Consider the following 20,962-nt stretch of genomic DNA (forward strand, 5'->3'; position numbering starts at 1 on the left):
GCGCCTCACTCGGGCGAAGCCGGGTAGGGCGTGCGCAGATGGAAGCGCATGCGCCATCCCAGCACGGCCAGAGCGACGACCGTGATCAACACGGTTTCCGGTTCGGGCACGATGCCCATGCCGGCCGCTTGCGCCGCTTTCCGGCCGGTGACCGCTTGCGGCTGCGCGCCGGGCACCGGCGTATCCGTCTTCTCCAACGGCAGTTGCTCAAGGCCCCGCAATTGCTCTTCTTCCTGCGGCGTGGCCAGGGCGTTCTTCGCGCGCAGCAGTGCGGCGCGTTCGCCCGCCCACAGGTGTGTCAGGTGCGGCGAGGTCTGTTCCTGCGCCGGCTGCCGCTCCGTTCTGCGGCGGCGTTCGGCCACGATCTGCTGCGCCCCCGGTTTCCAGCCACTGAGCAGGCGCACCAGGTCGTCGTGCAGCGACCCGATGCGCGGCACGCGTGACAGGGCGGCGATGCCCTCCATCCTTTCCCACAGAACGTTGGGACCGGTGACCGCTTCCAGCGCAAACATGCGCACCTGGTCCGGGCGCTGCCGGTAGTGCTGCAGCAGCGCGTTCGCCGAGCGCGGCATGATGGGTTGCGGCCCGTGGATCCACACCACCGCGCCGTCGCTGCTGGCCGCCGCCCATTCCCACGCCATCAGCAGCGCCGCGCTGTTGTCGTGACCTCCTTCATACGCGATGTCCTGCAGATGGCGCACGCTGGCCAGCGAATCGGAATGATCGTGCAGGAACACCTGCGGCGCCTCGTTACCGGCCACGATCACACCCAGTTCCACATTGCCCGGGAAGGAGGTCGCGGCGCGCGCCAGCTGCTCCCGTTGCGCCGCCAGCGCCATCGAGCCGTCGATGACCAGCGCCACGCGGCGCGGAATGCGGGCAGCTTTCTGGCTGATGGTTTGCACGATGGCTCCGTTTTGCACCGTCGGGTCGGGGCTCCACGCCTGCGTATCGTCCGGCGCGCGCAAGGCGCTGATGATGGCCGCGCCGACGCCGGGCACCGGCTCGGCGATATCGCCGCGCACCGCGAATGGCAGCGTGGCGCCGGTTTCCTCGCGCATGCCGGGCGCGCCCTGCAGCGCGCTGGCCGATTCCACCGACACTGCATGGCGCAAGGCCGGCGGGATCTCGAAATTGTGTTCGCTGAACGCGGGCAGCTGAAGATAGCCCAGGCGCGCTTCATTGAGCACCAGCGGCGCGGTCATCGCAATCCGCAAAGTCAGCTCGCTTCCCTTCTGATCCGGACGCAGCGCGAGCATGATGCGGTCCTTGCCGGCCGTGGTCACCAGGATGGGCGGACGCTTGGACCAAGCGATTTCCTCCTGCTCCGCGCGCGACCGTGCGCCCCCGGCGACTGTCGCCTCGTGCTCCCCGCTGTCGTCGCGCATCGTGACGCGCGTGACCACGGCGCCGGCCGGTAACGTGACCTGCGCGTGCGCTTCCTTCCAATGGTACTTTTCCTTGCGAAGCACCATGGTCCATTCCAGCGAGCCGAGTGCAGCACGCGCATCGAGCGTGCCATCGATACGCGAACTGGCCAGGTGCAGGTTCGCCACATCGCTGAACGGGGTGCCGGTGAGGCGGTAGTAGACGGCGCGCGCGTCCTCGGCGCTCGTCCCGGGGCCCTTCATCAGCATGCTGCTGATCAGGTCGAGTCCGACGTTGCCATCTCCGTAGCACAGGCGCAGCATGATGTCCTCGTTGCCGAGGTAGCGCAGCAGGCGTATCCCGTTCGCACTGGTGGCGTGTGCTTCGTCGGTCGCCATGCGCATGCCGAGCCGCGTGACGGCGGTCGGCAGTTCCATTGCGCCGACGATGGCCAGCGCCAGCAGTGCGCCGGGCCAGGCGGAGGGCAGCGGCGCGCCGCCCGTCTCCAGCAGGCGGCGGCCGAGCAAGCGGCGCGCGGCCAGTGTCGCCACCAGCGACAGCAGCGGTGCGAGCATCAGCAAGCCGATGCCGAAGTAGATGATCATGGCCACGCCGCCCAGCGTGACCGGCAGGAACAGCACGGTGAAGAAGGCGCTGATCCCGATCGCGAAGCCGTGCAGCAGCGCCAGTGGGCGCGACAGCGCAGGCTGCCCGCTCTTGAGGGCGATCATCAGCTGGGCATTGGCCAGCGGGACGCTGGCAATCAGGAACAGGTGCGCGGACAAGGTGAGCAGATGGATCATCTGCGCCCAGAATACCCCGATGAGCAGGGCCGCAACCGCAATCACCGGCAGGATCACGCCGGCGAACCAGATCGCTGCGCGAACGGAAAAGCGCACTGCTGGCGGCGGCGCGGGAGAGGGGCTTACGGACTCGTGATGATCGATCATGGCGTTCCAAAGGAAACTTAACAGACCATGAGCATAACAAGGCAGTGTGCGGTGCGAATGTGCTGAACGTGAAGTGGGCCGGTATTGTGATGCTGGAGCCGGAAATCAGCGGCCTGTTTCTTGTCCGGCATACGGGCCGCCAGCGCCATCACCAGCGTGCACGGGTCGCCCGGAAGGAGCCGGCACGGCGCTGAACGGGGTGCCGGTGGTGCGGTAGTAGACGGCGCGCGCTTCCTCGGCGCTGGTCGAGCCGCGCTTGTTTAGCACTATCCCCGTCAGGTCGACGGGGAAATCGCCCTCTCCGTGGCACATGCGCAGCATGATTTTCTCGTTGCCGAGGTAGCGCAGCAGACGTATGCCGTTCGTGCTGGTGGCGTGTGTCTTGTCGGACGCCATGCGCATGCCGGCCCGCGTGACGACGGACGGCAGTTCCATGGCGCCGACGATGGCCAGCGCCAGCAGCGCGCCGGGCCACGCGGAGGGCAGCGCCGCGCCGCCGCTGTGCAGCAGGCGGCAGGCGAGCACGCGCCGCACGGCCAGCGTTGCGATCAGCGCCAGCAGCGGCGCGAGCAGCAGCAGGCCGATGCCGAAGACAATCAGGCCCACTACGCCTACCGGTGTGAGCGGCAGAAACAAGATGGTGAAGACGGCGCTGATCCCGGTCGCAAATCCGTGCAGCAGCGCCAGCGGACGCGACAGCTCGAGCCGCTGGCTATCGACCGCGCGTATCAGCATGGCATTGGCCAGCGGGACGCTGGCAATGAAGACGATGTAGACCTTCAAGGTGAGCGACAGGACAGCGCCTTCCCAGCGCAGGCCGACGAACAGGGCAGCGAGCGCGATCACCGGCAGGATCACGCCGGCGAACCAGATCGCTGCGCGCAGATGAGAACGCACTGCGTGGGGCGGCGCTGGCGCGACGGCGGGGCTTGCGGAGTCGCACAGATCGATCATGGCATTCCAAAGGAAACTTGACAGACCACGAGCATAACAAGCGCGTGTGCGGTGGGAATGTGCTGAATGTGAAGTCGGCCGATAATACGCTACTGCGCAGCAATGACAGGATAACCAACGATGCAAGCCTACGACACGGGGCACGCTTGCGTCCGCTTGATCGGGTTGGCTATCGTTAGCATCAGCCCGCTCAGGTCCGTGACGCTGGTGTCCTGCCGTTTGCACATGCTTGCTATCATTTTCTCGTTGCCCAAGTGGCGCAGCAGGCGCACGCCGTCGGCCCTGGTGGCATGCACGCTGCTGGTCGCCATGCGCATGCCGATCAGCGTCACGGCGGCCGGTAACTCGACAGCGGCAACGACGGCCATCGCCACCAGCACACCGGGCCACGCGGACGGCAGCGGTGCCCCACCGGTCTCCCGCACCATCTCGCCGAGCAGGCGGCGCCCGGCCAGCAACGCGATCAGCGACAGCAGCGGTGCGAGCACCAGTAGCAAGAAGATGCCGTAACTCAGGATTACGGCCGTGGTGATCGGAATCAGCGGCAGGAAGACGATGGTGTAGATGGTGCTGACGGTCGCTGCGAAACCGTGCAGCAACGCCAGCGGGCGCGGCGGCGAAGGCCGCTCGCTCATCATTGCACGCAGCAGCAGCGCATTGGCGAGCGGGACGCTGATAATCAGGAACACGTGGATCAGCATGGTGCCCGGTAGCGGCATGCTGCCCCCCACATAGCCGACGTGCACGAGCGCGAGCGAAATCAGCGGCAGGATCACGCCGCCAAACCACAGCGCTGCGCGAACGGAATCACTGAGCGTGTGATATGGCAGCGCGGGCTTGAAAGGCAGCCGCACCGCCTCGTAATGGTCGATCATGGCGTTCCAGGGAAACTTGTCTGACCACGAGCGTAGCAAGCGCATGTGCGGTGGGAATGTGCTGAATGTGAAGTGAACCGATGCTACACTGCGTCGCATTCACTTATGGATGTCCGACCATGCAAGCTTACGAGTGGCAATGCCACATCTGCAGACGCAGCAATAGCGCCGCGCGCGATACCTGTACCGCCTGCGGGTTTGCCGCAGCGGCGCGCGGCGAAGATATTCTGCTGAAACGCGCGGCCCGGGCCGTTGCCGCCGAAGGACCGCCGATGCTGGCCGGCGCCGCTGAAACACCGCTGGCCCTGACCGGCGCGACTTTGGCCGAGCCGCTTCTCGACCAGCCCCTCTGGCGCAAGGTGCTTGTCTACAGCGGCGCGGTGGTATGCGGGGCCGGCATGCTATGTGGCAAATTCGCCTGGTCCATGCAATTCATGGAAAACGCATTGCTGATGATGGCTGGGGGCGCGCTGCTGCTCGTCGTGGCCATACCCTGGAAACCGCACCCTCCCCGCCACCCTAAACCGCCCCCAGCCCCACCGCGCGCCCGGCATCGAGCCGGAAATCCGCCGCCTGCTTCTTGTCCGGAATATCGGCCGCCAGCGCCATCACCAGCGTGCGCAGGTCGCTCGCCTCGCTGGCATGTTCGGCGCAGACGATGGTCGCCATCGGCCCGATGTGCACGGCCAGCATGCGTTCGAGCTTGAGCAGGTCCTCGCGCGCAAACGCGGCCGGCGCCGGACGCGGGCGCGTCGGCAGCGGCCCCACCCGTGCCGGCGCGCGCAGCGGCGCCGGATCGTTGAGCAAGTCCATCAGGTTGACCCCGGCCGCCCCGGTGCCCGTCTGCTTCGCCACATAACTGTCGTCGAAGCGCACGCTGGCGCGCAGCATGGTGCGCATCGCCGCCACCGCCGCTTCCCCGCGATGCCCGCGGCACAGCAGCATGACGATATTGCCGCTGTCCATGTGCACCTGGGCCATGCGGTTGTCGTCGCTGACGATGAACGCGGTGCCGGTGCGGCGCTGGTCGCGGAAATGCCGCAACTGTTCCACGATGCCGCCGAACGGCATCAGCTCCTGGTGTGCCATGGCATTCCCCTTGCGTGCGTCAAGCTCTGCGGCTCAGCCGGCTGATGGCCATCTGGATGCTGATGCCCAGCCGTTCGATGGCACGCGCCAGCGAGCCGATCTCATCACCCCGCATGGTGCCCGGAATGGTCTCCGTAAACTCGCCCTTGCTCAGCTGTTCCGCTACCACGATCAGTTGGTTGATCGGCATCGTCAACTGTTTGGCCAGGAAGGCGGCCACGCCCACCACCAGCACGGCGGTCAGCAGGATCAGTGCGTGCGCGCCGGTTTCGATGCGTTCCAGCGTGGCGTAGGCTTCGGCGTAATCCTGTTCCACCAGCAAGGTCCAGCCCTGCGGCAACTTGCGGGCGTAGCCGACCACGCGCTTCTCGCCCGACGCATACACGGTCGGCTGATCGGCGATGCCATCGATCTTCAGGGCCGGATAGTTGCTCATGTCCTGCACCGCGTCGGTGGCCTGGTCGGGCCGGCCCGAGGCGATCACCTTGTTATCGGCGTCGAGCAGGATCGCGTAGCCGGTCTCGCCGATGCGGGTATCCTTGATGACCCTGGAAATATCGTCCAGCTTCATGGCCATGGCCAGCACGCCGACCGTGCCGCCCATGGCATTGCGGACCGGCACGGCCAAGGTCAGGGCGGGACGGCCGGTCGACTTGCTGATCAGCACCTGGCGGCTCGATATCTCGCCCTTCATGGCCGACTGAAAATAGCTGCGTTCGCCGAAGCGCGTCAGCGGCTTGTCGTCGCTGCGCGCGATATTCTCGCCGGTCGGTTCGATCGTGAAGACCACGAAGGCCCAATCGTAGGTTTCGCCCATGGCGCGCAGGATCGGCGTCTGGCGTGCCGGCTCCATGCTGCGGATGTCGTCGAGCTTGGCGGTCTGGCGCAGCGCGCGCACGTTCGCCTCGTCCCAGCCGTTGATGCCGGTGGCGATGCCGCTGGCGGTCATCATCAGGTGCTGCGAACTGGTCGCTGTCGCGTCGGAGCGCGCCTGGCTGCTGCCCGCGTACCAGACGCCCAGCAGCGGAATGAGCGATACCGCCAGCAAGGTGATCACCAGCTTGTGGAAAATAGTGAGGCGGAACGATTCGGATTTCATCGGGAGTTTCCTTTTCTGTGGACAGCCCGGCGGCGCCCTGCGCACCGTGCGCAAGCGGAGAGGGGATATCGACAGAAGACCATATTTCCACAAGACAATGGTTGAGATGGGACAAGGCATCGTGGAGAATGGCGGCTCTACAACACTGTGCCGTCCACCCCCTAACCGAAAGCCTCCATGACTTCTTCACTCCCCTTTTCCCCACGCCGGCGCGCCTTGCTGGTCGCGGGCGCCTGCGCTCCCCTGCTCGCGGGCTGCGCTTTAACGTCCGGCCCGGTCGCCGTCACGCCAGCGCGCTTGGCGGCGCTGGAAAAGGCCGCCGGCGGACGTCTGGGCGTGGCCGCGGTCGATACCGGCAACGGCCGGCAGCTGGGACATCGCGCCGGCGAGCGTTTTCCGATGTGCAGCACCTTCAAGGCCATCGCCTCGGCCGCCATCCTCGCGCACGCCAGGAACGTGCCGGGCTTGCTGGAACAGCGCATCCGCTACACCAAGGCCGACCTGGTGACGTATTCCCCGATTACCGAGCGAGAGCTGGACAAGGGCATGACGGTGGCCGAGCTGTGCGAGGCCACCATCCAGTACAGCGACAACGCAGCCGCCAACCTGCTCATGAAAATGATCGGCGGCCCGGCTGGCGTCACGGCGTTCGCACGCAGCGTGGGCGATACCGCGTTCCGGCTGGACCGCTGGGAAACCGAGCTCAACTCGGCGATTCCCGGCGATCCGCGCGACAGCACCACCCCGGAGGCGATGGCGACCCTGCTGCGCCGCGTGGCGCTCGATGATGGCTTGCCGCCGGCACACCGCGACTTGCTGCAGGCATGGATGCGCGGCAACACGACCGGCGCGACACGCATCCGCGCGGGCGTACCGGCCGGCTGGGCAGTGGCGGACAAGACGGGCACCGGCGCTTACGGTTCAAGCAACGATATCGGCATCGTGTTCCCGCCCAAGGGTGCGCCGGTGGTGCTGGCGCTGTACTACACGCAGGCGGCGCCGGACGCCAAGGCCAATAGCGAGATTCTGGCTGCGGCAACGCGGATCGTGATGGAGGAGTTAGGGCGCGTGTAACAGCCGTGGCGGCGCGTCAGGCGTTCGAGGCCGTTTTTCTGCGCGGCAGCTGCTTGAACAGGTCGGTGCGGCGCAGCCGGATGCCACGCGAGTGAATCCCGCTGATCGCGCCCCACGCCGAGGCCCAGCGCGCCGCGCGTGCCTTCTCCTCGTCGGACGATGAGTCGATGGCGCGGTCGATCGCCTTGACCATGCGGGACATGCCGTAGGCCTTGCGTGCTTCCTTCCCCCGGTATTTCATCTGCTGCCCGTATTAACTTACTTGTCTTCAGGGTATGCCTACGTATTAGGCAACACTGTTCGCCATCGCACCTCCAGCTTTTTTAACTGAATGGCAAGATGTAACAATTTGTTACTGCGGTGCAGCTCCCGACTGCCGGTTATCCGTGCAGCGTACCGATCCGGTCGAGTTCGTGTTTCAGGGTGTCGGGCGCGCCGTCCAAGGTGGCTGCGGGCAGCGCAAACAGCGCCTCGATGCGCGCGCGCAGCGTGGCGTACGCCTGCATGAAGCTGGCGTCGATCTGCGCGTCGGTGCCGCTGGCATGGGCCGGGTGGTCCACGCCCCAGTACGCGCGCAGCACCGGTCCCAGGTAGGCGGGACAGGTTCCCCCGGCTGCGCTGCCGCAGACCGTGATGACGATGTCGGGCACGACCGGCAGCGTATCCCACGACTTGCTGTGATACCCCGCGCTGGCAATGCCTTCGCGCGCCAGCAGGGCCAGCGAGCGCGGATGCACTTCGCCGGTCGGCCGGGGCCAGATGGTTGACGGTCGCTTCGGCCAGAATCGAGCGGCACGAGTTGCGGTGCAGAGGAACAGGACGTTTTTCATGGGCATTTTCTTGAAGTGAATGATCAGGTAGCGCCCGCCCTGGGTCGGTGCGATCAGCCCCGCATGGCTCAGTTCCTTCAGGTGGAACGATAGCGACGATGGCGCAATGCCGAGCCGCTCGCCGATCTGCCCCGGCGACATGCCGCCCGGCCCCGCTTCGATCAGCAGCCGGAACACCGCCAGCCGCGATTCCTGGGCCAGCGCGGACAGCGCCGCCAGTGCGTTCTTGTTTTCCATTTTCCACTCCATCTTCGATGTTTCCCTAATATTGGAAACGTCGAAGATGCACAAGCGCCCGCTTTACAAAACTTTACCGGCCGCACACGAAGCAGACAGGGGCGCCGCCTACAGTGGAACCCTGCGAGCCCACCCTGGTCTTGCACTTACGAAAGGCAGCCCATGAATCCGCATAAACATTCGCACCCGCATCCGCACCACCACCACGGCCACCCTGACGGCGAGCATGGCCCCAAGCGGCGCGGCCGCCGCTGGCTGGTCGGCGCCGCCCTCGGGCTGGCCGCCGGCGCCATGTCCCTGGCCGGCGCCAGCTTTGCCGGCGAAGGGCGCGGCATGCACGGCCATCGCGGCCATGTCGCCGCCATGGACCCGGCCGACGCCGCCAAGCACATCGACAGGATGGTCGAACATCTCCTGGGCGACGGCACGGCCGAGCAAAAGGCGCGCCTGTCCGCCATCGCCAAAGCTGCTTTCGCCGACCTGCAACCGATGCACCGCGAGCACAAGGCCAGCCGCCACAAGGCGCACGCGCTGCTATCGGCCCCGAGCATCGACCGGGTCGCCCTGGAACAGCTGCGCGTGGACGAAATGCAGCGGCTCGACCATGTCAGCAAACGCATCCTGGACGCGGTGACGGACGCGGCCGACGTGCTCACCCCCGAGCAGCGCGTGCGCTTCGCCGCGCACATGAAAAAACGCATGCAATGAGCGCCTGCCCCGAATCCACCGAGCCATGTATCCTTGGGCCTTCCGACACTTTGGACGACAAGTCACCTCCAGCATGCTTCCGCGCATTTTGATGATCGAAGACGACGAGCGCCTGGCCGGCATGGTCGTCACCTACCTCGGCCAGAACGGGTACACGGTGGCGCACGCCGGCACCGCTGCCGCCGGCCTGGCCGAGCTGCAGTCGAACGCGCCGGCGCTGGTGCTGCTCGACCTGATGCTGCCCGACGCCGACGGCCTGGAGGTGTGCCGGCGCATCCGCGCCCTGGGCGCGCCGCTGGCCTCGGTGCCGATCGTCATGCTCACCGCCAAGGGCGACCCGTTCGACCGCGTGGTGGGGCTGGAACTCGGTGCCGACGATTACCTGCCCAAGCCGTTCGAGCCGCGCGAACTGCTGGCGCGCCTGCGCGCCGTGCTGCGCCGTCCCCAGCTGGCCGGGGCCGAGGCCAGCGTGCGCCAGTTCGGGCGCCTGGCGATCGACACCGGCGCGCGCAAGGTCAGCATCGACGGCCAGCCGCGCAGCCTGACGGCCTACCAGTTCGACCTGCTGCTGGCGCTGGCCGAGCGCGCCGGGCGCGTGCTCTCGCGCGAACACCTGATCGACGCCGTCAAGGGCGAGTCGCTGGAACCGTTCGACCGCTCGATCGATGTGCATATCGGCCGCCTGCGCCAGGCCATCGAGGACGATCCCAAGCAGCCGCGCCGCATCATCACCGTGCGCGGTGCCGGCTATGTGTTCGCCAAGGTCCAGGATGCGTAGGCGCGAGCGCAAGGCGGTGCGCGCCGATGGCGCAGCGCGCGGACGGCGTTTTTCGATGGCGCACCGCCTGTACCTGCGCATTTACGGTGCGCTGATGATCAGCCTGGGACTGGCGGCCTGCCTGTTCGGGCTGGCGCACTGGCTTTACGATCCGGAACACCTGAACTCGGGCAACGAAGCCATCGCCGAGCTGGCGTCCAGCGTGCTGCCGCCCGCCAGCGCGTCGAGTGCGCAGCAGCAAGCCGCGCTGACCCGCTGGGCCAGGCGCCTGCACACCGACCTGGCGCTGTACACGCGCGCCGGCGTGCCGGTCGCGGCCGCCGGCGAGCCCTTGCCGCCGCTGACCAAGGCCCGGCGCGGCGCCAAGCTGTTCGGACCGATGGCGGTGTTCACCTTGCAATTGCCGGACGGCCGCTGGCTGGTCGGCCAGCGCGCCTACGGCAAGCGCGCCCCGCTCGGGCTGCTGGCGATGCTGGTGCTGATCGCGCTGGTGGTGGCGGTGGCCGCCTACCCGGCGGTGCGGCGCCTCACGCGGCGCCTGGAACGCTTGCAGGAGAGCGTGGAAACCTGGGGCGGCGGCCAGCTCGGCACCCGCGTCGCGGTCGAAGGCAAGGATGAAGTGGCGCGCCTGGCCACCAGCTTCAACCAGGCGGCGGCGCGCATCGAGGCGCTGGTCGGCGCGCAGAAGAACCTGCTGGCGAACGCCTCGCACGAACTGCGCTCGCCGCTGGCGCGGATCCGCATGGCGGTCGAACTGATGCAGGAACAGGCGGCGCCGGCGATTCGCGACGAGCTCACACGCAACATCGGCGAACTCGACCAGTTGATCGATGAAGTCCTGCTGGCCAGCCGGCTCGACGCCACCGCCGAGCTGGCGCGCAGCGACGAGCAGGCCGACCTGGCCGCCATCGTGGCCGAGGAGTGCACGCGGGTGGGCGCGACCTTCGACGCGGCGGCGCTGACCCTGCCGGGCGACGCGCGCCTGCTGCGGCGCCTGGTGCGCAATCTGCTGGAAAACGCGGCCCGCTACGGCGCCGGCTCGGGCGTGCACGCCAGCCTGCGCCTGCACGGCAAGGAAGCGATCGTGCTCGACGTGTGCGACAGCGGCCCCGGCGTGCCGGAGGCGGAGCGCGAACGCATCTTCGAGCCGTTTTACCGGGTACCGGGCGCGAGCGAGTCGGCCGGCGGCGTCGGCCTGGGCCTCAGTCTCGTGCGCCAGATCGCGCGCCATCATGGCGGCGAAGTGCGCTGCCTGGCGGGCGAGCCGGGAGGCTGCTGCTTCCGGGTGCAGTTGCCCGCATCGTTGCCGGGCCTTTAAGGCTGCTTGCTGGCGTAGGCGTCGTGCACGTGCCGGCTGATGTAGGTCGCCAGGCCCTGCCCCGCCTGCGCCAGCAGCTTCATCTGCTCCACGTGCTCGCGCCCGGCGCTGGCATGGGTGTAGACATACACCGCGCCGCCGGCGAACTGCACGGCGATCTGGCGCGCGCCGATGCGGTAAGCCTGCACGCCGGAGTCGCCCGAAAGATTCGCGTACGGGGTCATGGGCGTGCTCATACGGGTTTGGCCACCATCAGCCAGAAGATGATGACCAGCGCGAAGAAGGCCGGGATCCCCAGCAGCACCCAGAAGCGCAGGTAGCGCCAGTACAGGGGCGGCAGCTCGGTGCCGTCGCGCGCGGCCACCTGGGCCATGTCGCGCATGCGCAGCTGCATCCATACCACCGGCAGCCAGCAGGCGCCGGCAAAGAAATACAGGGCGAACGACCACGCAATCCAGGCGCTGGTCAAGGGATAGCCGGCCAGGTAGATCATGTACAGGCCGGTCACCGGCTGGACGATGATGGTGGTGGTGGTAAAAATCCAGTCGGCCAGCACCACGTGGCGGCTGACCACGGCAATGGCGCGCACGTCGCGGCTCAGGCTGGTGAACAACATGTAGAAGGCCGAGCCGATGCCGGTGCCGAACAAAAAGGTCGATGACAGGATGTGCAGCCATTTGACGATCATGTAGTCCATTATTTTTCCTCCAGTTCAAACAGCAGCCAGATGGCCGCCAGCATGGGCAGGTTCTTGGTCAGCGGACCGTAGGGATGGAGCAGGAATTCGGGCAGCTTGAACGCGATCACCAGCGTATAGAAACCGATCAGCAGCAGTTGCGCGGCCCACAGCCAGCGGCGCCGCTTCAGGGTCAGGATGCCGATCCCGATCAGCAGGTCGAGCGCGCAGGCGCCGTACAGCATCAGCGGCGCCAGCGCGGCCGGCACGCCTGTGCGTTCGAGCAACTGGTAACTCTGTTCGACCGGGTACAGCCCGGCCGACACCGCCGCCGTGGCAATCCACACCGCCGCGATGCTGATGCGCAGCACCGGCATCAGCCAGTGCAGCTTGGCCTGCATGCGCTCGGCGGCGGGGTCGTCGATGAAACTGTTGACCGGACGCGGCAGGCGGCCGATCAGGCGCACCGTCATGCCGGGATCGGCGCTGCTGCCGCGGTCGAGCATGCGCAGGGCGTCGCGGTTGAGCAGGCTGCCCGGCAGCAGGCGTGCCAGGCCGGCCAGCGCGCTGCCGCACCAGGCCGGCAAGCGCAGCACGCGCAGCTTGCCCAGGCCCATGCCGCTGCGCAACGCTGCCAGATAATCGGTGAACGGCAAGGCAGCCGGGCCGACCAGGGCGATGCGCTGGGCCGTGGCGCCGCCCGGGCCGACCGGCAGCGGGCGCCGGATCAGGCTGGCGATGGCGCTGGCCACGTCGTCCACGTGGATCGGCTGCACCAGTTGCGGCGCGCTGCCGAAACGGGCGCACAAGGGCATGCTGGCCAGGGTGCGGAACACGCGCGCGCTGACCCCGTCCTTGCCGTACACCAGGGACGGCTGCAGGATGGCCGAACGCAGCGGCAGCAGCGCCAGGTAATCGTCGGCCGCCTTCTTGCTCAGGTGATAGGCGCTCTCGGCCTGCTGGTCGGCGCCCAGCGCGGACAGCTGCAGCACCATGCGCACGTCGTCCGACTCGACGCAGGCGGCAAACAGGGCGCGCGGCGTATCGCTGTGAACCGTGGCGAAGGTCTGCTTGCCGCTCTCGCGAAAAATGCCCACCGTATTGATCACCACATCGATGCCGTCCAGGCGCGACAGCCAGACCGATTTATCGGTATCCTTGACGAAGTCGGCTTCGATATAGCGCAGGCGCGCACGCGTGGCGGCGGGCGGCTTGCGCACGGCGGCCACCACGTAGTAACCCTCGGCAAGCAACACGTTCAGCAGATGCCTGCCGATAAACCCGCTCGCTCCTGTCAGCAAAATGCGCATCCGACCTCCTTACCATTCATACCCATAGAGCCTATACCAACACGACACGTTCATTTAATTCCACGAGGACATTCATGGATACCTGGAAATCTGCAACCCAACGCGGCCTTATCTCGGGCGCCAGCGCCAGCCTGCTCTCGAGCGCCGCCCTGGCCGCCCTGGGCAAGGCAACCGACGGCAGCAGCTACGGCCCGACCAATGCCATCAGCCACTGGCTCTGGGGCGACAAGGCGGCGCGGCGCGACGGTCCGTCGCTGCGCTACACCCTGACCGGCTACGTGATCCACCATGCCAGCGCGACCTTCTGGGCCGTGCTGTTCGAGCGCCTGATGGGCCGCCAGCTCGACAGGAAAGACCCGCTGGCCACCCTGCAAGCGGCTGCGGCGGCGTCGGCCGTGGCCTGCTTCGTCGACTACCGGATGACGCCCGAGCGCCTCAAGCCCGGCTTTGAAAAACGCCTGTCGCGGCCCTCGCTGGCGCTGGTCTACGGCGCTTTCGGGCTGGGCCTGGCGGCGGGCGCCTTGCTGATCCGGCGCGACTAGCCTGCACCGGAGTCGGGATGATAGCGGGTTTTCTGCTCGCGCTCATCGGTCACGGCGTCATTGGCGCGCTCGATGTGCTGATCAACCACGAGCTGATCGCCAAAGTGCCGCGCCGGCGCGGGGCGGCGCGCGAGCAGCGCCTGCACAGCGCGCGCGAAGGGGTGTTTGCCGCGCTGTCCGGCGCGCTGGCGTGGTTCGAGTGGCATGGCACGTTTGCGCTGGCCATCGTCGCGCTGCTGGCACTGGAATTGGCGATCTCGACGGTCGATCAGGTACTGGAGGTGGATATCCGCACGCTGCCGTCCACCGAACGCGCGGCGCACGTGCTGCTGTTCGTCAACCTGGGGATCATCATTGCGCTGCTGGGGCAGCAGTTGCTGGCGTGGGCGGCCTTGCCGCCGGCACTGGTGCGCGTGGACCATGGCTGGGCCAGCCGGGTCTTGAGCGGATTGGCCATCGCCGCACTCGGGTGGAGTGTGCGCGATGGCCTGGCGGCATCAAGGCTGCGCCGCCGTTCCCGCATGGGCGGCAGCGACGGCTTGTAGCTTACGCGCCCATCAGAACGCGTAGGTGGCGCGTGCGTACACGAAGCGCCCGCCACGCCCGAACGCGGCGTAGTTCGGGAATGGCGCATTGCCGCTCGGATTGAGCGCATTGCCGACCGATTCAGGATACTTGTCGAACAGGTTTTCCGCACCGAACGCCAGGTTCACCTTCGAGGTCACCGCGTAACGCCCTTCCAGGTCGATCACGGTTTTCGCGCCCAGGGTCACGTCCAGCGCCGGCGAGGCGTTCGGCGAGAGCACCTTGCCGTAGCGCGTGGCGCGCAGGGTGGCGCCCATCTGGCCCAGTTTCCAGTTGGTGCTGGCGTTGAACTTGTTCTTCGGCTGGCCCTGTTCCAGCGACAGCACGTTGAGGCGGTCGAACAGCGGGGTTGGCGTCGGCAGCGCCGCCAGTTGCGCCGTGGCCGGAACCTTGGTCACGTCGGTCTTGGTGAAGTTGCCGGCCACCGTGAAGTCGAACTTGCCGACCGCGCCGCCATTGGCCGCCCAGTTCACCACCACGTCCACGCCATCGGTGGTGGTATCGACGCCGTTGATGAAGAAGCGCCCGCCGCCCACGCCGATGAAACCCTGCTTGGTCAGGAAATTGCGCACATCGGCGGACGTGAGGTTTTCCGACAGCACGATGCGGTCGCGCACCTTGATGCGGTAGGCGTCGATGGTGACGTTGGCGCCGCCCAGGCGCATGACGGCGCCGAGCGAGGCATTGACCGATTTTTCGGCGTCGAGCGGCTTGGCGCCGAGCGCCACGGCGACCGAATCGGTCGGGCGGAAGGTGGTGATCTCGAACGGCACGCCGGTGATGAAGTTGGTCGCCGTCGAAGTGAAGTTCTGCTGCTGCGGCGACGGCGCGCGGAAACCATTTTGCACCGACGCGCGCAGGGCGAACGCCTTGCTGAAATCGTAGCGGGCCGCGAGTTTGCCGGCCAGGCTGTCGCCGAAGTCGGAATAATGCTCGCCGCGGATCGCGACCGAGGTCAGCAGCGATGGGGTGATGTTCGCTTCCAGGTCGACAAAGGCGCCGATGGCGGTGCGGTGCGTATCCGATTCATTCTGCGGACGGAAGCCCGAAAACACTTGCGCGCCTGGCGCGGTCGGCTGGCCGTTCGGCAGCAGCTGGCCGCCGAAGCGGTAGGAATCGGGCTCGCCGGCGAACAGGCTGTAGCCTTCGCGGCGCGCCTCGGCGCCGACCGCCACGTTCAGCGGCGACGACAGGGCCGCCAGCGCCACCGAGCGCACCCCGGTCAGGTTGAACACCAGCTGGTCGTATTCGAAGCCGCCGGCGTCGAACGAGGTCTTGCTGCTCGGGCCGATCGAGCGGTTCAGGGTGTTTTCGATGGTGAACGCCATCTTGTTCTTGCCGTAGCCGAGCGAGGTATCCATTTCCCACTCGCCCATGCTCCAGCTGGCGCCACCGGTGGCGGCGAAGTCGTCGACCACCGGCGAGATGATCGGCATGAAGCCGTCCGGGTAGATCGACGGGATGTTGCGCGGATCGTTGGACCAGCGGAAGAAGCCGGCGGAACTGGCTTCGCGCTTCTGGTAGCTGGCCCAGCCGTAGACCTTGACGCCGTTGCCGAGCGTGTCGCCGGCATTCGCGAATACGGTCGACTGCTTCATTTCCGGCTCGCCGTACCAGGTGTTGAAGCGGTTGATGGTGTTTTCGCGCGGATCGAACGCGCCGCCCGCCAGCGCGTACTGCTGGCGCATGTCGTAGCCGCTGCGTTCGGTGTGCTTCTGGTCCTTGAATTCGCCGGCGATGGTCAGATAGCCGGTTTCGCCCAGCGCCAGGCCCTTCCACATGCTGACCGTGGCGGTCTGGCCGTCGGTGCGCTTGCGCGAGTTCTGGGCCTGCCAGGTGGCGTTGGCCGGGGCCGGGCCGGTCAGGAACTCGTATTCGGTCAGGCGCGCGCCGTAATTGATGGTCGCTTCGCCGCCGTCGCGGTTGCTGCGCAGGCGCAGGTTGACCACGCCGGAGATCGCGTCCGAGCCGTACTGGGCGGCCGCGCCATCGCGCAGCACTTCGATATTCTTGACGATCGCGGTCGGGATCGTGTTCAGGTCGACGGCGGCCGAGCCGCGCCCGATGGTGCCGTTCACGTTCACCAGCGAGGAAGCGTGGCGGCGTTTCGAGTTCACCAGCACCAGGGTCTGGTCGGGCGCCATGCCGCGCAGGGTGGCGGGGCGGATGGTGTCGGTGCCGTCGGCCAGGCCCGGACGCGGGAAGTTCAGCGACGGCAGGGCCACGGCCAGGGCCTGGTTGATTTCGGTGGTGCCGGAATTCTTGAGCGATTCGGCCGAGATGATGTCGACCGGGGAGGCGGTGTCGAGCGCGGTGCGGTTGGCCACGCGGGTGCCGGTCACGACCACGGTATTTGAAGTGTCATTCGGTGCTGCGTCCTGGGCGATTGCCGCTCCAGTGGCGAACAGCGCTGCAATCGATAATGCCAATACGTGCTTCTTCGGTGCGAATGTTGTCTGCATACCTGCTCCCTTGGTGAAATATTAATTTTGTTTTAACTCAACCTATCAACTCAGTCATGTAAATAGCGGAAATCTTGCCGAACCATACTGGGACGAAGATATGGCAAAGTCAATTCCGAAGGGGGTTATGCAGATCTGATAACAACAGTTTGGATAGTTTCGTCAGTTCCGCGTAAGAAACGCAGCAACCCGGAGAAGGTAAGGACGAGGTCGGCGGGCAGGACGGCTGCCGCGCGGGACGCTCAGGCCGCTCACTAAGATGGGGAATCGCATGCTTCCTAATGATTCTAATGAATGTTGTTTGCAGTGCCGCCTTGCCCTATCGTGGATCGATGCGCAACCAAGCTTGATATCGCGATGCTCAACCGACCCGGAGGAAAAATATGCCGTTTAAACCACCTTTTCGTGATTACGTTCGAGGCGATCTGATGTACGGTCTCGCTGGACCTCGTCTTGAGTATATGAAGCGGATAGATTTTGGCGCACATACGAGGGCGACAGACCTCGAGAACGCCATTCTGGACCTGGGTTTGACGATCGATGCCTACAACATCGGCGACAAGCCGGGACTTAGGCCGGAACGCACAGTAAGACCGCCAAGGAATGCGGAATTTCTGAAAGCCGTCGGCACGGGAAAATATGCAAGCGTGCTTGGCCAGGAGACTGTTTTCCAGCGAGGTGAACATGCCCATAAGAACGCGCTATTTCGCCGTAAATGCAAAGCTGGACTGGAGTGGGCGCTGCTGCGTCCCTCTGCTGGCAAACCTCAACCTGCCGTCCATTTCATCCTCGACGGTCTTGGTGAGCTCTGCAACAGTGACGGCACAAAGAGCAGCGACTGGAGCAAGGTCCTCGGCAAGAACTATCAGCTTCCTGGCATCTGTGAAGAGACATCCGGCGGCGGACTGCCATTCGAGCAAAAAGTACGTTCCATTACCAATGCGGAACTTCGCTGGATATATCGCCACCGGGATAACCCACTGGTTGCGGAGGGCGTGCAGTTCTGGCGCGACAGTACCCCCGTGATGCCGCCCTGGGTGCTGGGCGCCACGCACATGGACCCACGTGCCGACATTGCCGCATGGGAGGCCTATCGGCCCCGCAGCGCAGCGCTGCATGTGTTGGAGGACACTGTCATGGCGGAGGCCTACCCAGACGAGTTGGAACAGGACGGCGATGTGATAATGAGGTAAGAACGCCCTGGTCGCCTGGCATGGCTTCGGTCAGACTTCGGTGACCGGGCGCGGACAGCGCCCGGGTGGCATGACGGTCAGGCGTGGCCGGTCGCCTGCTTGCCCTTGAACAGGCGCTTGGCGCCCATGACCACGCCCAGCACCAGGGCGCCGGCGACGATGCCGATGATGGCGTCGATCAGGGTCGGGACAATCGCCTTGAGCACCGGACCGATGCCGGCCACCGCGCCGGCGGCCGTGGCCGCGTCGTCGACCAGGTGGTGCAGCGCGCCGATGCCGTGCTCCAGGATGCCGCCGCCGACCATGAACATGGCCGCCGTGCCGACCACCGACAGGGTCTTCATCAGCTTGGGCGCGGCCGACAGCAGCAGGCGGCCGAAGGCGCGCGCGGCGCCGTTGGCGCGTTCGCTCAGGTACAGGCCGGCGTCGTCCAGCTTGACGATCCCGGCCACCAGGCCGTACACGCCCACCGTCATCACGATGGCAATCGTGGTCAGGACCGCCACCTGCTGCCCGAACGCCGCCTTTTCGACCGTGCCGAGCGAAATGACGATGATCTCGGCCGACAAGATGAAGTCGGTGCGCACCGCGCCCTTGATCTTTTCTTTCTCGAGCGCGACCAGGTCGACCGACTCGTCGCTGAGCGCCTTGACCAGCTGTTCGTGGTGGGCCGCGTCCTCGGCCGGGCTGTGCAGGTATTTGTGGGCGATCTTTTCGAAGCCCTCGAAGCACAGGTAGGCCCCGCCGATCATCAGCAGCGGCGTGATGGCCTGCGGCAGGAAGGCGCTGATGACCAGCGCGGCCGGCACCAGGATCGCCTTGTTCATGAAGGAACCCTTCGCGACCGCCCATACCACCGGCAATTCGCGGTCCGCTTTCACCCCCGTCACCTGCTGGGCATTGAGCGCCAGGTCGTCGCCGAGCACCCCGGCGGTCTTCTTGGCCGCCACTTTGCTCATCACCGCGACATCATCGAGGATGGTCGCGATGTCGTCGATTAATGCCAGTAAACTGCTTGCAGCCATCTGTCCTGCTCCAAAGTTGGTCGAAAGGGAGCATCTTAACCCGAGTCCGTTCAGCCCGGCTTTTTGCGTTTCACCCCCCGGAATCTGCAACTCGTCGCTTTCCGGGCGTTGTCGCCGTGTCATGTACGTATAGTGAAATCAGTGCAAGGCCCGGCAATTTTCCATGCGATCCGGGCCTGCTCTGATCGATACCACGCACGCAAGCCAACCATTCGATGTAAAGCGAGGCAACCATGAAATCCGAGTACGACTTTTCCAACACCGCCAACACCGCCGGCCGCCCGGTCAAGCGCAAGACGCGCATCACCATCTACCTCGACGACGAGGTATTGCAGCAGTTCCGCTCGCTTTCCGAGCAGAGCGGCAAGGGCTACCAGACCCTGATCAACGCCGCCCTGCGCACCCGCCTGCCGCAGGCGCGCCCCGAGCCGGCGCTGGCCGAGTAAGCGCGCCGGCGGCGCCGCCGGCCCGTCCGATGCCTGCCGCCGCGCGGGCGCGGCGCTCGCCGATGCGCATCGCGCACACCCCCCGCGCGGCGCTTTTCGGACCGCGCACGATCGTCCCCGATATCGTCGTGATCCAGTCACAGCGGGGGTTACTTTTGCGCGTACTCTTCGGAATTTATTACACTAGGCAATAATTATGCTAATCTTCCCGCTCTTTTAACACGGGAGGATTTTTATGAAAAAAGGCGAACTGATTGCGGAATTTGCGAAGCGTACAGAAATGTCCGGCGCAGCTGCCAACAGCGCGGTGAACACGATCATCGATATCATCACCGAGCGTCTGAAAAAAGGCGACACGGTTGGTATCACCGGTTTCGGTACGTTCTCCGTTGCCAAGCGCGCTGCGCGCAAGGGCCGCAATCCATCGACTGGCGAAGCGATCAAGATCGCTGCGTCGAAGTCGCCTAAGTTTTCGGCTGGCGCGACCCTGAAGGCTGCGGTCAACCCGAAGAAGAAGTAAGCGAAGCAGCAAGCGACTCTGCGCGCGGCCTGAAGCGGCGGCGTCGGTCCCAGACCGGCTTCGCCGCTTCAGCTGCCGCGTGTTTCCCCTTCTTTTGCATCCTGCTGCATCCTGCCGCATCCTGCTGTATCTTGTTGTATCCTGCTGGTCCCCTTTACTGCGCACCACATTCCCATGCCGCTCGCCACCTGGATTGCCTTCGTCATCGCCGGTTCGCTGATCGCCATTTCACCCGGTTCGGGCGCCGTGCTGTCGATGTCGCATGGCCTGGCCTACGGCTTGCGCAAAGCCAGCGCCACCGTGGCCGGCCTGCAATGCGGCTTGCTGCTGGTGTTCGCCATCGCCGGCGCCGGCGTCGGTTCGCTGCTGCTGGCGTCGGAACTGGCGTTCAATATCGTCAAGATCATCGGCGCGCTGTACCTGATGGTCCTCGGCGTGCAGCAGTGGCGCGCCCCGGTGGTGGCCGGCGCCGGCCAGGCCGGCGCGCCCTTGCCGGCCCATCCATCCTGGCAAAAGCGCGCGCTGACGGGCTTCCTGACCAATGCGACCAACCCCAAAGGCATCATTTTCATGGTCGCGGTGCTGCCGACGTTTATCTCGAAGTCCCTGCCGCTGCTGCCGCAGCTGCTCATTCTTGGCGCCACCATGCTGGTCATCGATACCATCGTCATGCACGGCTACGCCTTCCTGGCCTCGTCCATGCAGCACTATTTCCGCGATGCCGGCGCGGTGCGCAAGCAAAACCGCTTTTTCGGCGCCGTGCTGGTGTTCATCGGCGGCGCCCTGTTTTTCGTGAAGCGCGGCAACCACAGCTGAGTTGCTCAACAGGTAACAGTAGCGCAGAATGTGCAACTGTTTGTAACCCGTGTCGTCCGCCCGCGCCCTCGCGCGTTACAACTGGACGCCATCCCTCGTACGCCCCT

General features: G+C 66.0%; 21 protein-coding genes and 2 pseudogenes. 10 read left to right on the top strand and 13 right to left on the bottom strand.

Annotated features, from left to right (window positions below):
* Positions 1-5: 5 nt before the first annotated feature.
* The 5 genes from RBA41_RS28000 to RBA41_RS28020 form a co-directional block, all read right to left on the bottom strand.
* Positions 6-2,318 (bottom strand): vWA domain-containing protein, encoded by a 2,313-nt coding sequence (locus tag RBA41_RS28000; protein ID WP_306627666.1) that lies wholly within the window; start codon positions 2,316-2,318, stop codon positions 6-8.
* A gap of 105 nt (positions 2,319-2,423) precedes the next feature.
* The gene (locus RBA41_RS28005; RefSeq protein ID WP_306627667.1) at positions 2,424-3,272 is read right to left on the bottom strand and encodes a hypothetical protein; all 849 of its coding nucleotides are present in this window, start codon (positions 3,270-3,272) and stop codon (positions 2,424-2,426) included.
* Between the two features lie 128 nt (positions 3,273-3,400).
* A complete protein-coding gene (locus RBA41_RS28010) occupies positions 3,401-4,147 on the bottom strand; it encodes a hypothetical protein (protein ID WP_306627668.1) in 747 nt (248 codons plus the stop codon).
* Positions 4,148-4,666: 519 nt separating this feature from the next.
* Entirely contained in the window at positions 4,667-5,236 is a 570-nt protein-coding gene (locus RBA41_RS28015) for a DUF8082 domain-containing protein (protein WP_306627669.1), read from the bottom strand.
* 19 nt (positions 5,237-5,255) lie between these two features.
* Positions 5,256-6,335: a HAMP domain-containing protein gene (locus RBA41_RS28020; RefSeq protein ID WP_306627670.1), complete on the bottom strand. Its 1,080-nt coding sequence runs from the start codon at positions 6,333-6,335 to the stop codon at positions 5,256-5,258.
* A 177-nt stretch (positions 6,336-6,512) separates the two neighbouring features.
* Here RBA41_RS28020 and bla point away from each other — a divergent pair, with 177 nt between their 5' ends.
* A complete protein-coding gene (gene bla / locus RBA41_RS28025; RefSeq protein ID WP_306627671.1) occupies positions 6,513-7,409 on the top strand; it encodes a class A beta-lactamase in 897 nt (298 codons plus the stop codon).
* 16 nt (positions 7,410-7,425) lie between these two features.
* Here the strand turns inward: bla and RBA41_RS28030 are convergent, their stop codons facing one another.
* From RBA41_RS28030 to RBA41_RS28040, 3 genes and pseudogenes are all read right to left on the bottom strand, one after another.
* Positions 7,426-7,650, bottom strand: a complete 225-nt coding sequence (locus RBA41_RS28030) for a hypothetical protein (protein ID WP_099873190.1) — start codon at positions 7,648-7,650, stop codon at positions 7,426-7,428.
* Positions 7,651-7,789: 139 nt separating this feature from the next.
* A pseudogene (locus RBA41_RS28035) lies at positions 7,790-8,239 on the bottom strand (arsenate reductase ArsC).
* Positions 8,240-8,298: 59 nt separating this feature from the next.
* Positions 8,299-8,476 (bottom strand): annotated as a pseudogene (locus RBA41_RS28040) (ArsR/SmtB family transcription factor); the annotation flags it as partial.
* 162 nt (positions 8,477-8,638) lie between these two features.
* Here RBA41_RS28040 and RBA41_RS28045 point away from each other — a divergent pair.
* From RBA41_RS28045 to RBA41_RS28055, 3 genes are all read left to right on the top strand, one after another.
* A complete protein-coding gene (locus RBA41_RS28045; protein ID WP_306627672.1) occupies positions 8,639-9,184 on the top strand; it encodes a periplasmic heavy metal sensor in 546 nt (181 codons plus the stop codon).
* Between the two features lie 73 nt (positions 9,185-9,257).
* Complete coding sequence (locus tag RBA41_RS28050; protein WP_306627673.1) at positions 9,258-9,962, top strand: response regulator transcription factor; 705 nt, start codon at positions 9,258-9,260, stop codon at positions 9,960-9,962.
* On the top strand, positions 9,955-11,280 hold the full coding sequence (locus RBA41_RS28055) for a HAMP domain-containing sensor histidine kinase (protein ID WP_306627674.1): 1,326 nt from the start codon (positions 9,955-9,957) through the stop codon (positions 11,278-11,280). Before RBA41_RS28050 ends, RBA41_RS28055 begins: the two co-directional genes overlap by 8 nt.
* Here the strand turns inward: RBA41_RS28055 and RBA41_RS28060 are convergent.
* From RBA41_RS28060 to RBA41_RS28070, 3 genes are read right to left on the bottom strand one after another with little or no spacing between them, the layout of a single operon-like run.
* Positions 11,277-11,504, bottom strand: coding sequence for a hypothetical protein (locus tag RBA41_RS28060; RefSeq protein ID WP_306627675.1), 228 nt, complete (start codon positions 11,502-11,504; stop codon positions 11,277-11,279). The genes RBA41_RS28055 and RBA41_RS28060 overlap by 4 nt on opposite strands.
* A gap of 8 nt (positions 11,505-11,512) precedes the next feature.
* Positions 11,513-11,977, bottom strand: coding sequence for a DUF2269 family protein (locus RBA41_RS28065; RefSeq protein ID WP_306627676.1), 465 nt, complete (start codon positions 11,975-11,977; stop codon positions 11,513-11,515).
* Positions 11,977-13,266, bottom strand: a complete 1,290-nt coding sequence (locus RBA41_RS28070; RefSeq protein WP_306627677.1) for an SDR family oxidoreductase — start codon at positions 13,264-13,266, stop codon at positions 11,977-11,979. Before RBA41_RS28070 ends, RBA41_RS28065 begins: the two co-directional genes overlap by 1 nt.
* A 74-nt stretch (positions 13,267-13,340) precedes the next feature.
* Between RBA41_RS28070 and RBA41_RS28075 the strand changes: the two genes are divergently transcribed.
* Both RBA41_RS28075 and RBA41_RS28080 read left to right on the top strand, forming a co-directional pair.
* Positions 13,341-13,808 carry a hypothetical protein gene (locus tag RBA41_RS28075; protein ID WP_306627678.1) on the top strand — a complete coding sequence of 156 codons (468 nt, stop codon included), beginning with the start codon at positions 13,341-13,343 and terminating at the stop codon, positions 13,806-13,808.
* A gap of 17 nt (positions 13,809-13,825) precedes the next feature.
* Positions 13,826-14,353: a hypothetical protein gene (locus tag RBA41_RS28080; RefSeq protein ID WP_306627679.1), complete on the top strand. Its 528-nt coding sequence runs from the start codon at positions 13,826-13,828 to the stop codon at positions 14,351-14,353.
* A 12-nt stretch (positions 14,354-14,365) separates the two neighbouring features.
* Here the strand turns inward: RBA41_RS28080 and RBA41_RS28085 are convergent, their stop codons facing one another.
* Positions 14,366-16,855 (bottom strand): TonB-dependent receptor plug domain-containing protein, encoded by a 2,490-nt coding sequence (locus tag RBA41_RS28085; protein ID WP_306627680.1) that lies wholly within the window; start codon positions 16,853-16,855, stop codon positions 14,366-14,368.
* A gap of 383 nt (positions 16,856-17,238) precedes the next feature.
* On the opposite strand from RBA41_RS28085, the gene RBA41_RS28090 reads away from it, so the two are divergent.
* Positions 17,239-18,048: a hypothetical protein gene (locus RBA41_RS28090; protein ID WP_306627681.1), complete on the top strand. Its 810-nt coding sequence runs from the start codon at positions 17,239-17,241 to the stop codon at positions 18,046-18,048.
* Positions 18,049-18,125: 77 nt separating this feature from the next.
* Here the strand turns inward: RBA41_RS28090 and RBA41_RS28095 are convergent, their stop codons facing one another.
* Positions 18,126-19,073 (bottom strand): DUF808 domain-containing protein, encoded by a 948-nt coding sequence (locus RBA41_RS28095; protein ID WP_306627682.1) that lies wholly within the window; start codon positions 19,071-19,073, stop codon positions 18,126-18,128.
* A 233-nt stretch (positions 19,074-19,306) separates the two neighbouring features.
* Between RBA41_RS28095 and RBA41_RS28100 the strand changes: the two genes are divergently transcribed.
* The 3 genes from RBA41_RS28100 (at position 19,307) to RBA41_RS28110 (ending at position 20,855) form a co-directional block, all read left to right on the top strand.
* Complete coding sequence (locus RBA41_RS28100) at positions 19,307-19,519, top strand: BrnA antitoxin family protein (RefSeq protein ID WP_306627683.1); 213 nt, start codon at positions 19,307-19,309, stop codon at positions 19,517-19,519.
* 235 nt (positions 19,520-19,754) lie between these two features.
* Complete coding sequence (locus RBA41_RS28105) at positions 19,755-20,039, top strand: HU family DNA-binding protein (RefSeq protein WP_054265369.1); 285 nt, start codon at positions 19,755-19,757, stop codon at positions 20,037-20,039.
* Between the two features lie 174 nt (positions 20,040-20,213).
* Complete coding sequence (locus tag RBA41_RS28110; protein ID WP_306627684.1) at positions 20,214-20,855, top strand: LysE family transporter; 642 nt, start codon at positions 20,214-20,216, stop codon at positions 20,853-20,855.
* The last annotated feature ends 107 nt before the right edge of the window (positions 20,856-20,962 follow it).

It is taken from the genome of Massilia scottii (assembly GCF_030846495.1).
Lineage (GTDB): Bacteria > Pseudomonadota > Gammaproteobacteria > Burkholderiales > Burkholderiaceae_D > Telluria_A > Telluria_A violaceinigra.

What these genes read in the sequence shown, in the direction of transcription:
- RBA41_RS28000 (WP_306627666.1), bottom strand. Translation starts at nt 2,318, where the DNA reads ATGATCGATCATCACGAGTCCGTAAGCCCCTCTCCCGCGCCGCCGCCA.
- RBA41_RS28005 (WP_306627667.1), bottom strand. Translation starts at nt 3,272, where the DNA reads ATGATCGATCTGTGCGACTCCGCAAGCCCCGCCGTCGCGCCAGCGCCG.
- RBA41_RS28010 (WP_306627668.1), bottom strand. Translation starts at nt 4,147, where the DNA reads ATGATCGACCATTACGAGGCGGTGCGGCTGCCTTTCAAGCCCGCGCTG.
- RBA41_RS28015 (WP_306627669.1), bottom strand. Translation starts at nt 5,236, where the DNA reads ATGGCACACCAGGAGCTGATGCCGTTCGGCGGCATCGTGGAACAGTTG.
- RBA41_RS28020 (WP_306627670.1), bottom strand. Translation starts at nt 6,335, where the DNA reads ATGAAATCCGAATCGTTCCGCCTCACTATTTTCCACAAGCTGGTGATC.
- bla (WP_306627671.1), top strand. Translation starts at nt 6,513, where the DNA reads ATGACTTCTTCACTCCCCTTTTCCCCACGCCGGCGCGCCTTGCTGGTC.
- RBA41_RS28030 (WP_099873190.1), bottom strand. Translation starts at nt 7,650, where the DNA reads ATGAAATACCGGGGGAAGGAAGCACGCAAGGCCTACGGCATGTCCCGC.
- RBA41_RS28045 (WP_306627672.1), top strand. Translation starts at nt 8,639, where the DNA reads ATGAATCCGCATAAACATTCGCACCCGCATCCGCACCACCACCACGGC.
- RBA41_RS28050 (WP_306627673.1), top strand. Translation starts at nt 9,258, where the DNA reads ATGCTTCCGCGCATTTTGATGATCGAAGACGACGAGCGCCTGGCCGGC.
- RBA41_RS28055 (WP_306627674.1), top strand. Translation starts at nt 9,955, where the DNA reads ATGCGTAGGCGCGAGCGCAAGGCGGTGCGCGCCGATGGCGCAGCGCGC.
- RBA41_RS28060 (WP_306627675.1), bottom strand. Translation starts at nt 11,504, where the DNA reads ATGACCCCGTACGCGAATCTTTCGGGCGACTCCGGCGTGCAGGCTTAC.
- RBA41_RS28065 (WP_306627676.1), bottom strand. Translation starts at nt 11,977, where the DNA reads ATGGACTACATGATCGTCAAATGGCTGCACATCCTGTCATCGACCTTT.
- RBA41_RS28070 (WP_306627677.1), bottom strand. Translation starts at nt 13,266, where the DNA reads ATGCGCATTTTGCTGACAGGAGCGAGCGGGTTTATCGGCAGGCATCTG.
- RBA41_RS28075 (WP_306627678.1), top strand. Translation starts at nt 13,341, where the DNA reads ATGGATACCTGGAAATCTGCAACCCAACGCGGCCTTATCTCGGGCGCC.
- RBA41_RS28080 (WP_306627679.1), top strand. Translation starts at nt 13,826, where the DNA reads ATGATAGCGGGTTTTCTGCTCGCGCTCATCGGTCACGGCGTCATTGGC.
- RBA41_RS28085 (WP_306627680.1), bottom strand. Translation starts at nt 16,855, where the DNA reads ATGCAGACAACATTCGCACCGAAGAAGCACGTATTGGCATTATCGATT.
- RBA41_RS28090 (WP_306627681.1), top strand. Translation starts at nt 17,239, where the DNA reads ATGCCGTTTAAACCACCTTTTCGTGATTACGTTCGAGGCGATCTGATG.
- RBA41_RS28095 (WP_306627682.1), bottom strand. Translation starts at nt 19,073, where the DNA reads ATGGCTGCAAGCAGTTTACTGGCATTAATCGACGACATCGCGACCATC.
- RBA41_RS28100 (WP_306627683.1), top strand. Translation starts at nt 19,307, where the DNA reads ATGAAATCCGAGTACGACTTTTCCAACACCGCCAACACCGCCGGCCGC.
- RBA41_RS28105 (WP_054265369.1), top strand. Translation starts at nt 19,755, where the DNA reads ATGAAAAAAGGCGAACTGATTGCGGAATTTGCGAAGCGTACAGAAATG.
- RBA41_RS28110 (WP_306627684.1), top strand. Translation starts at nt 20,214, where the DNA reads ATGCCGCTCGCCACCTGGATTGCCTTCGTCATCGCCGGTTCGCTGATC.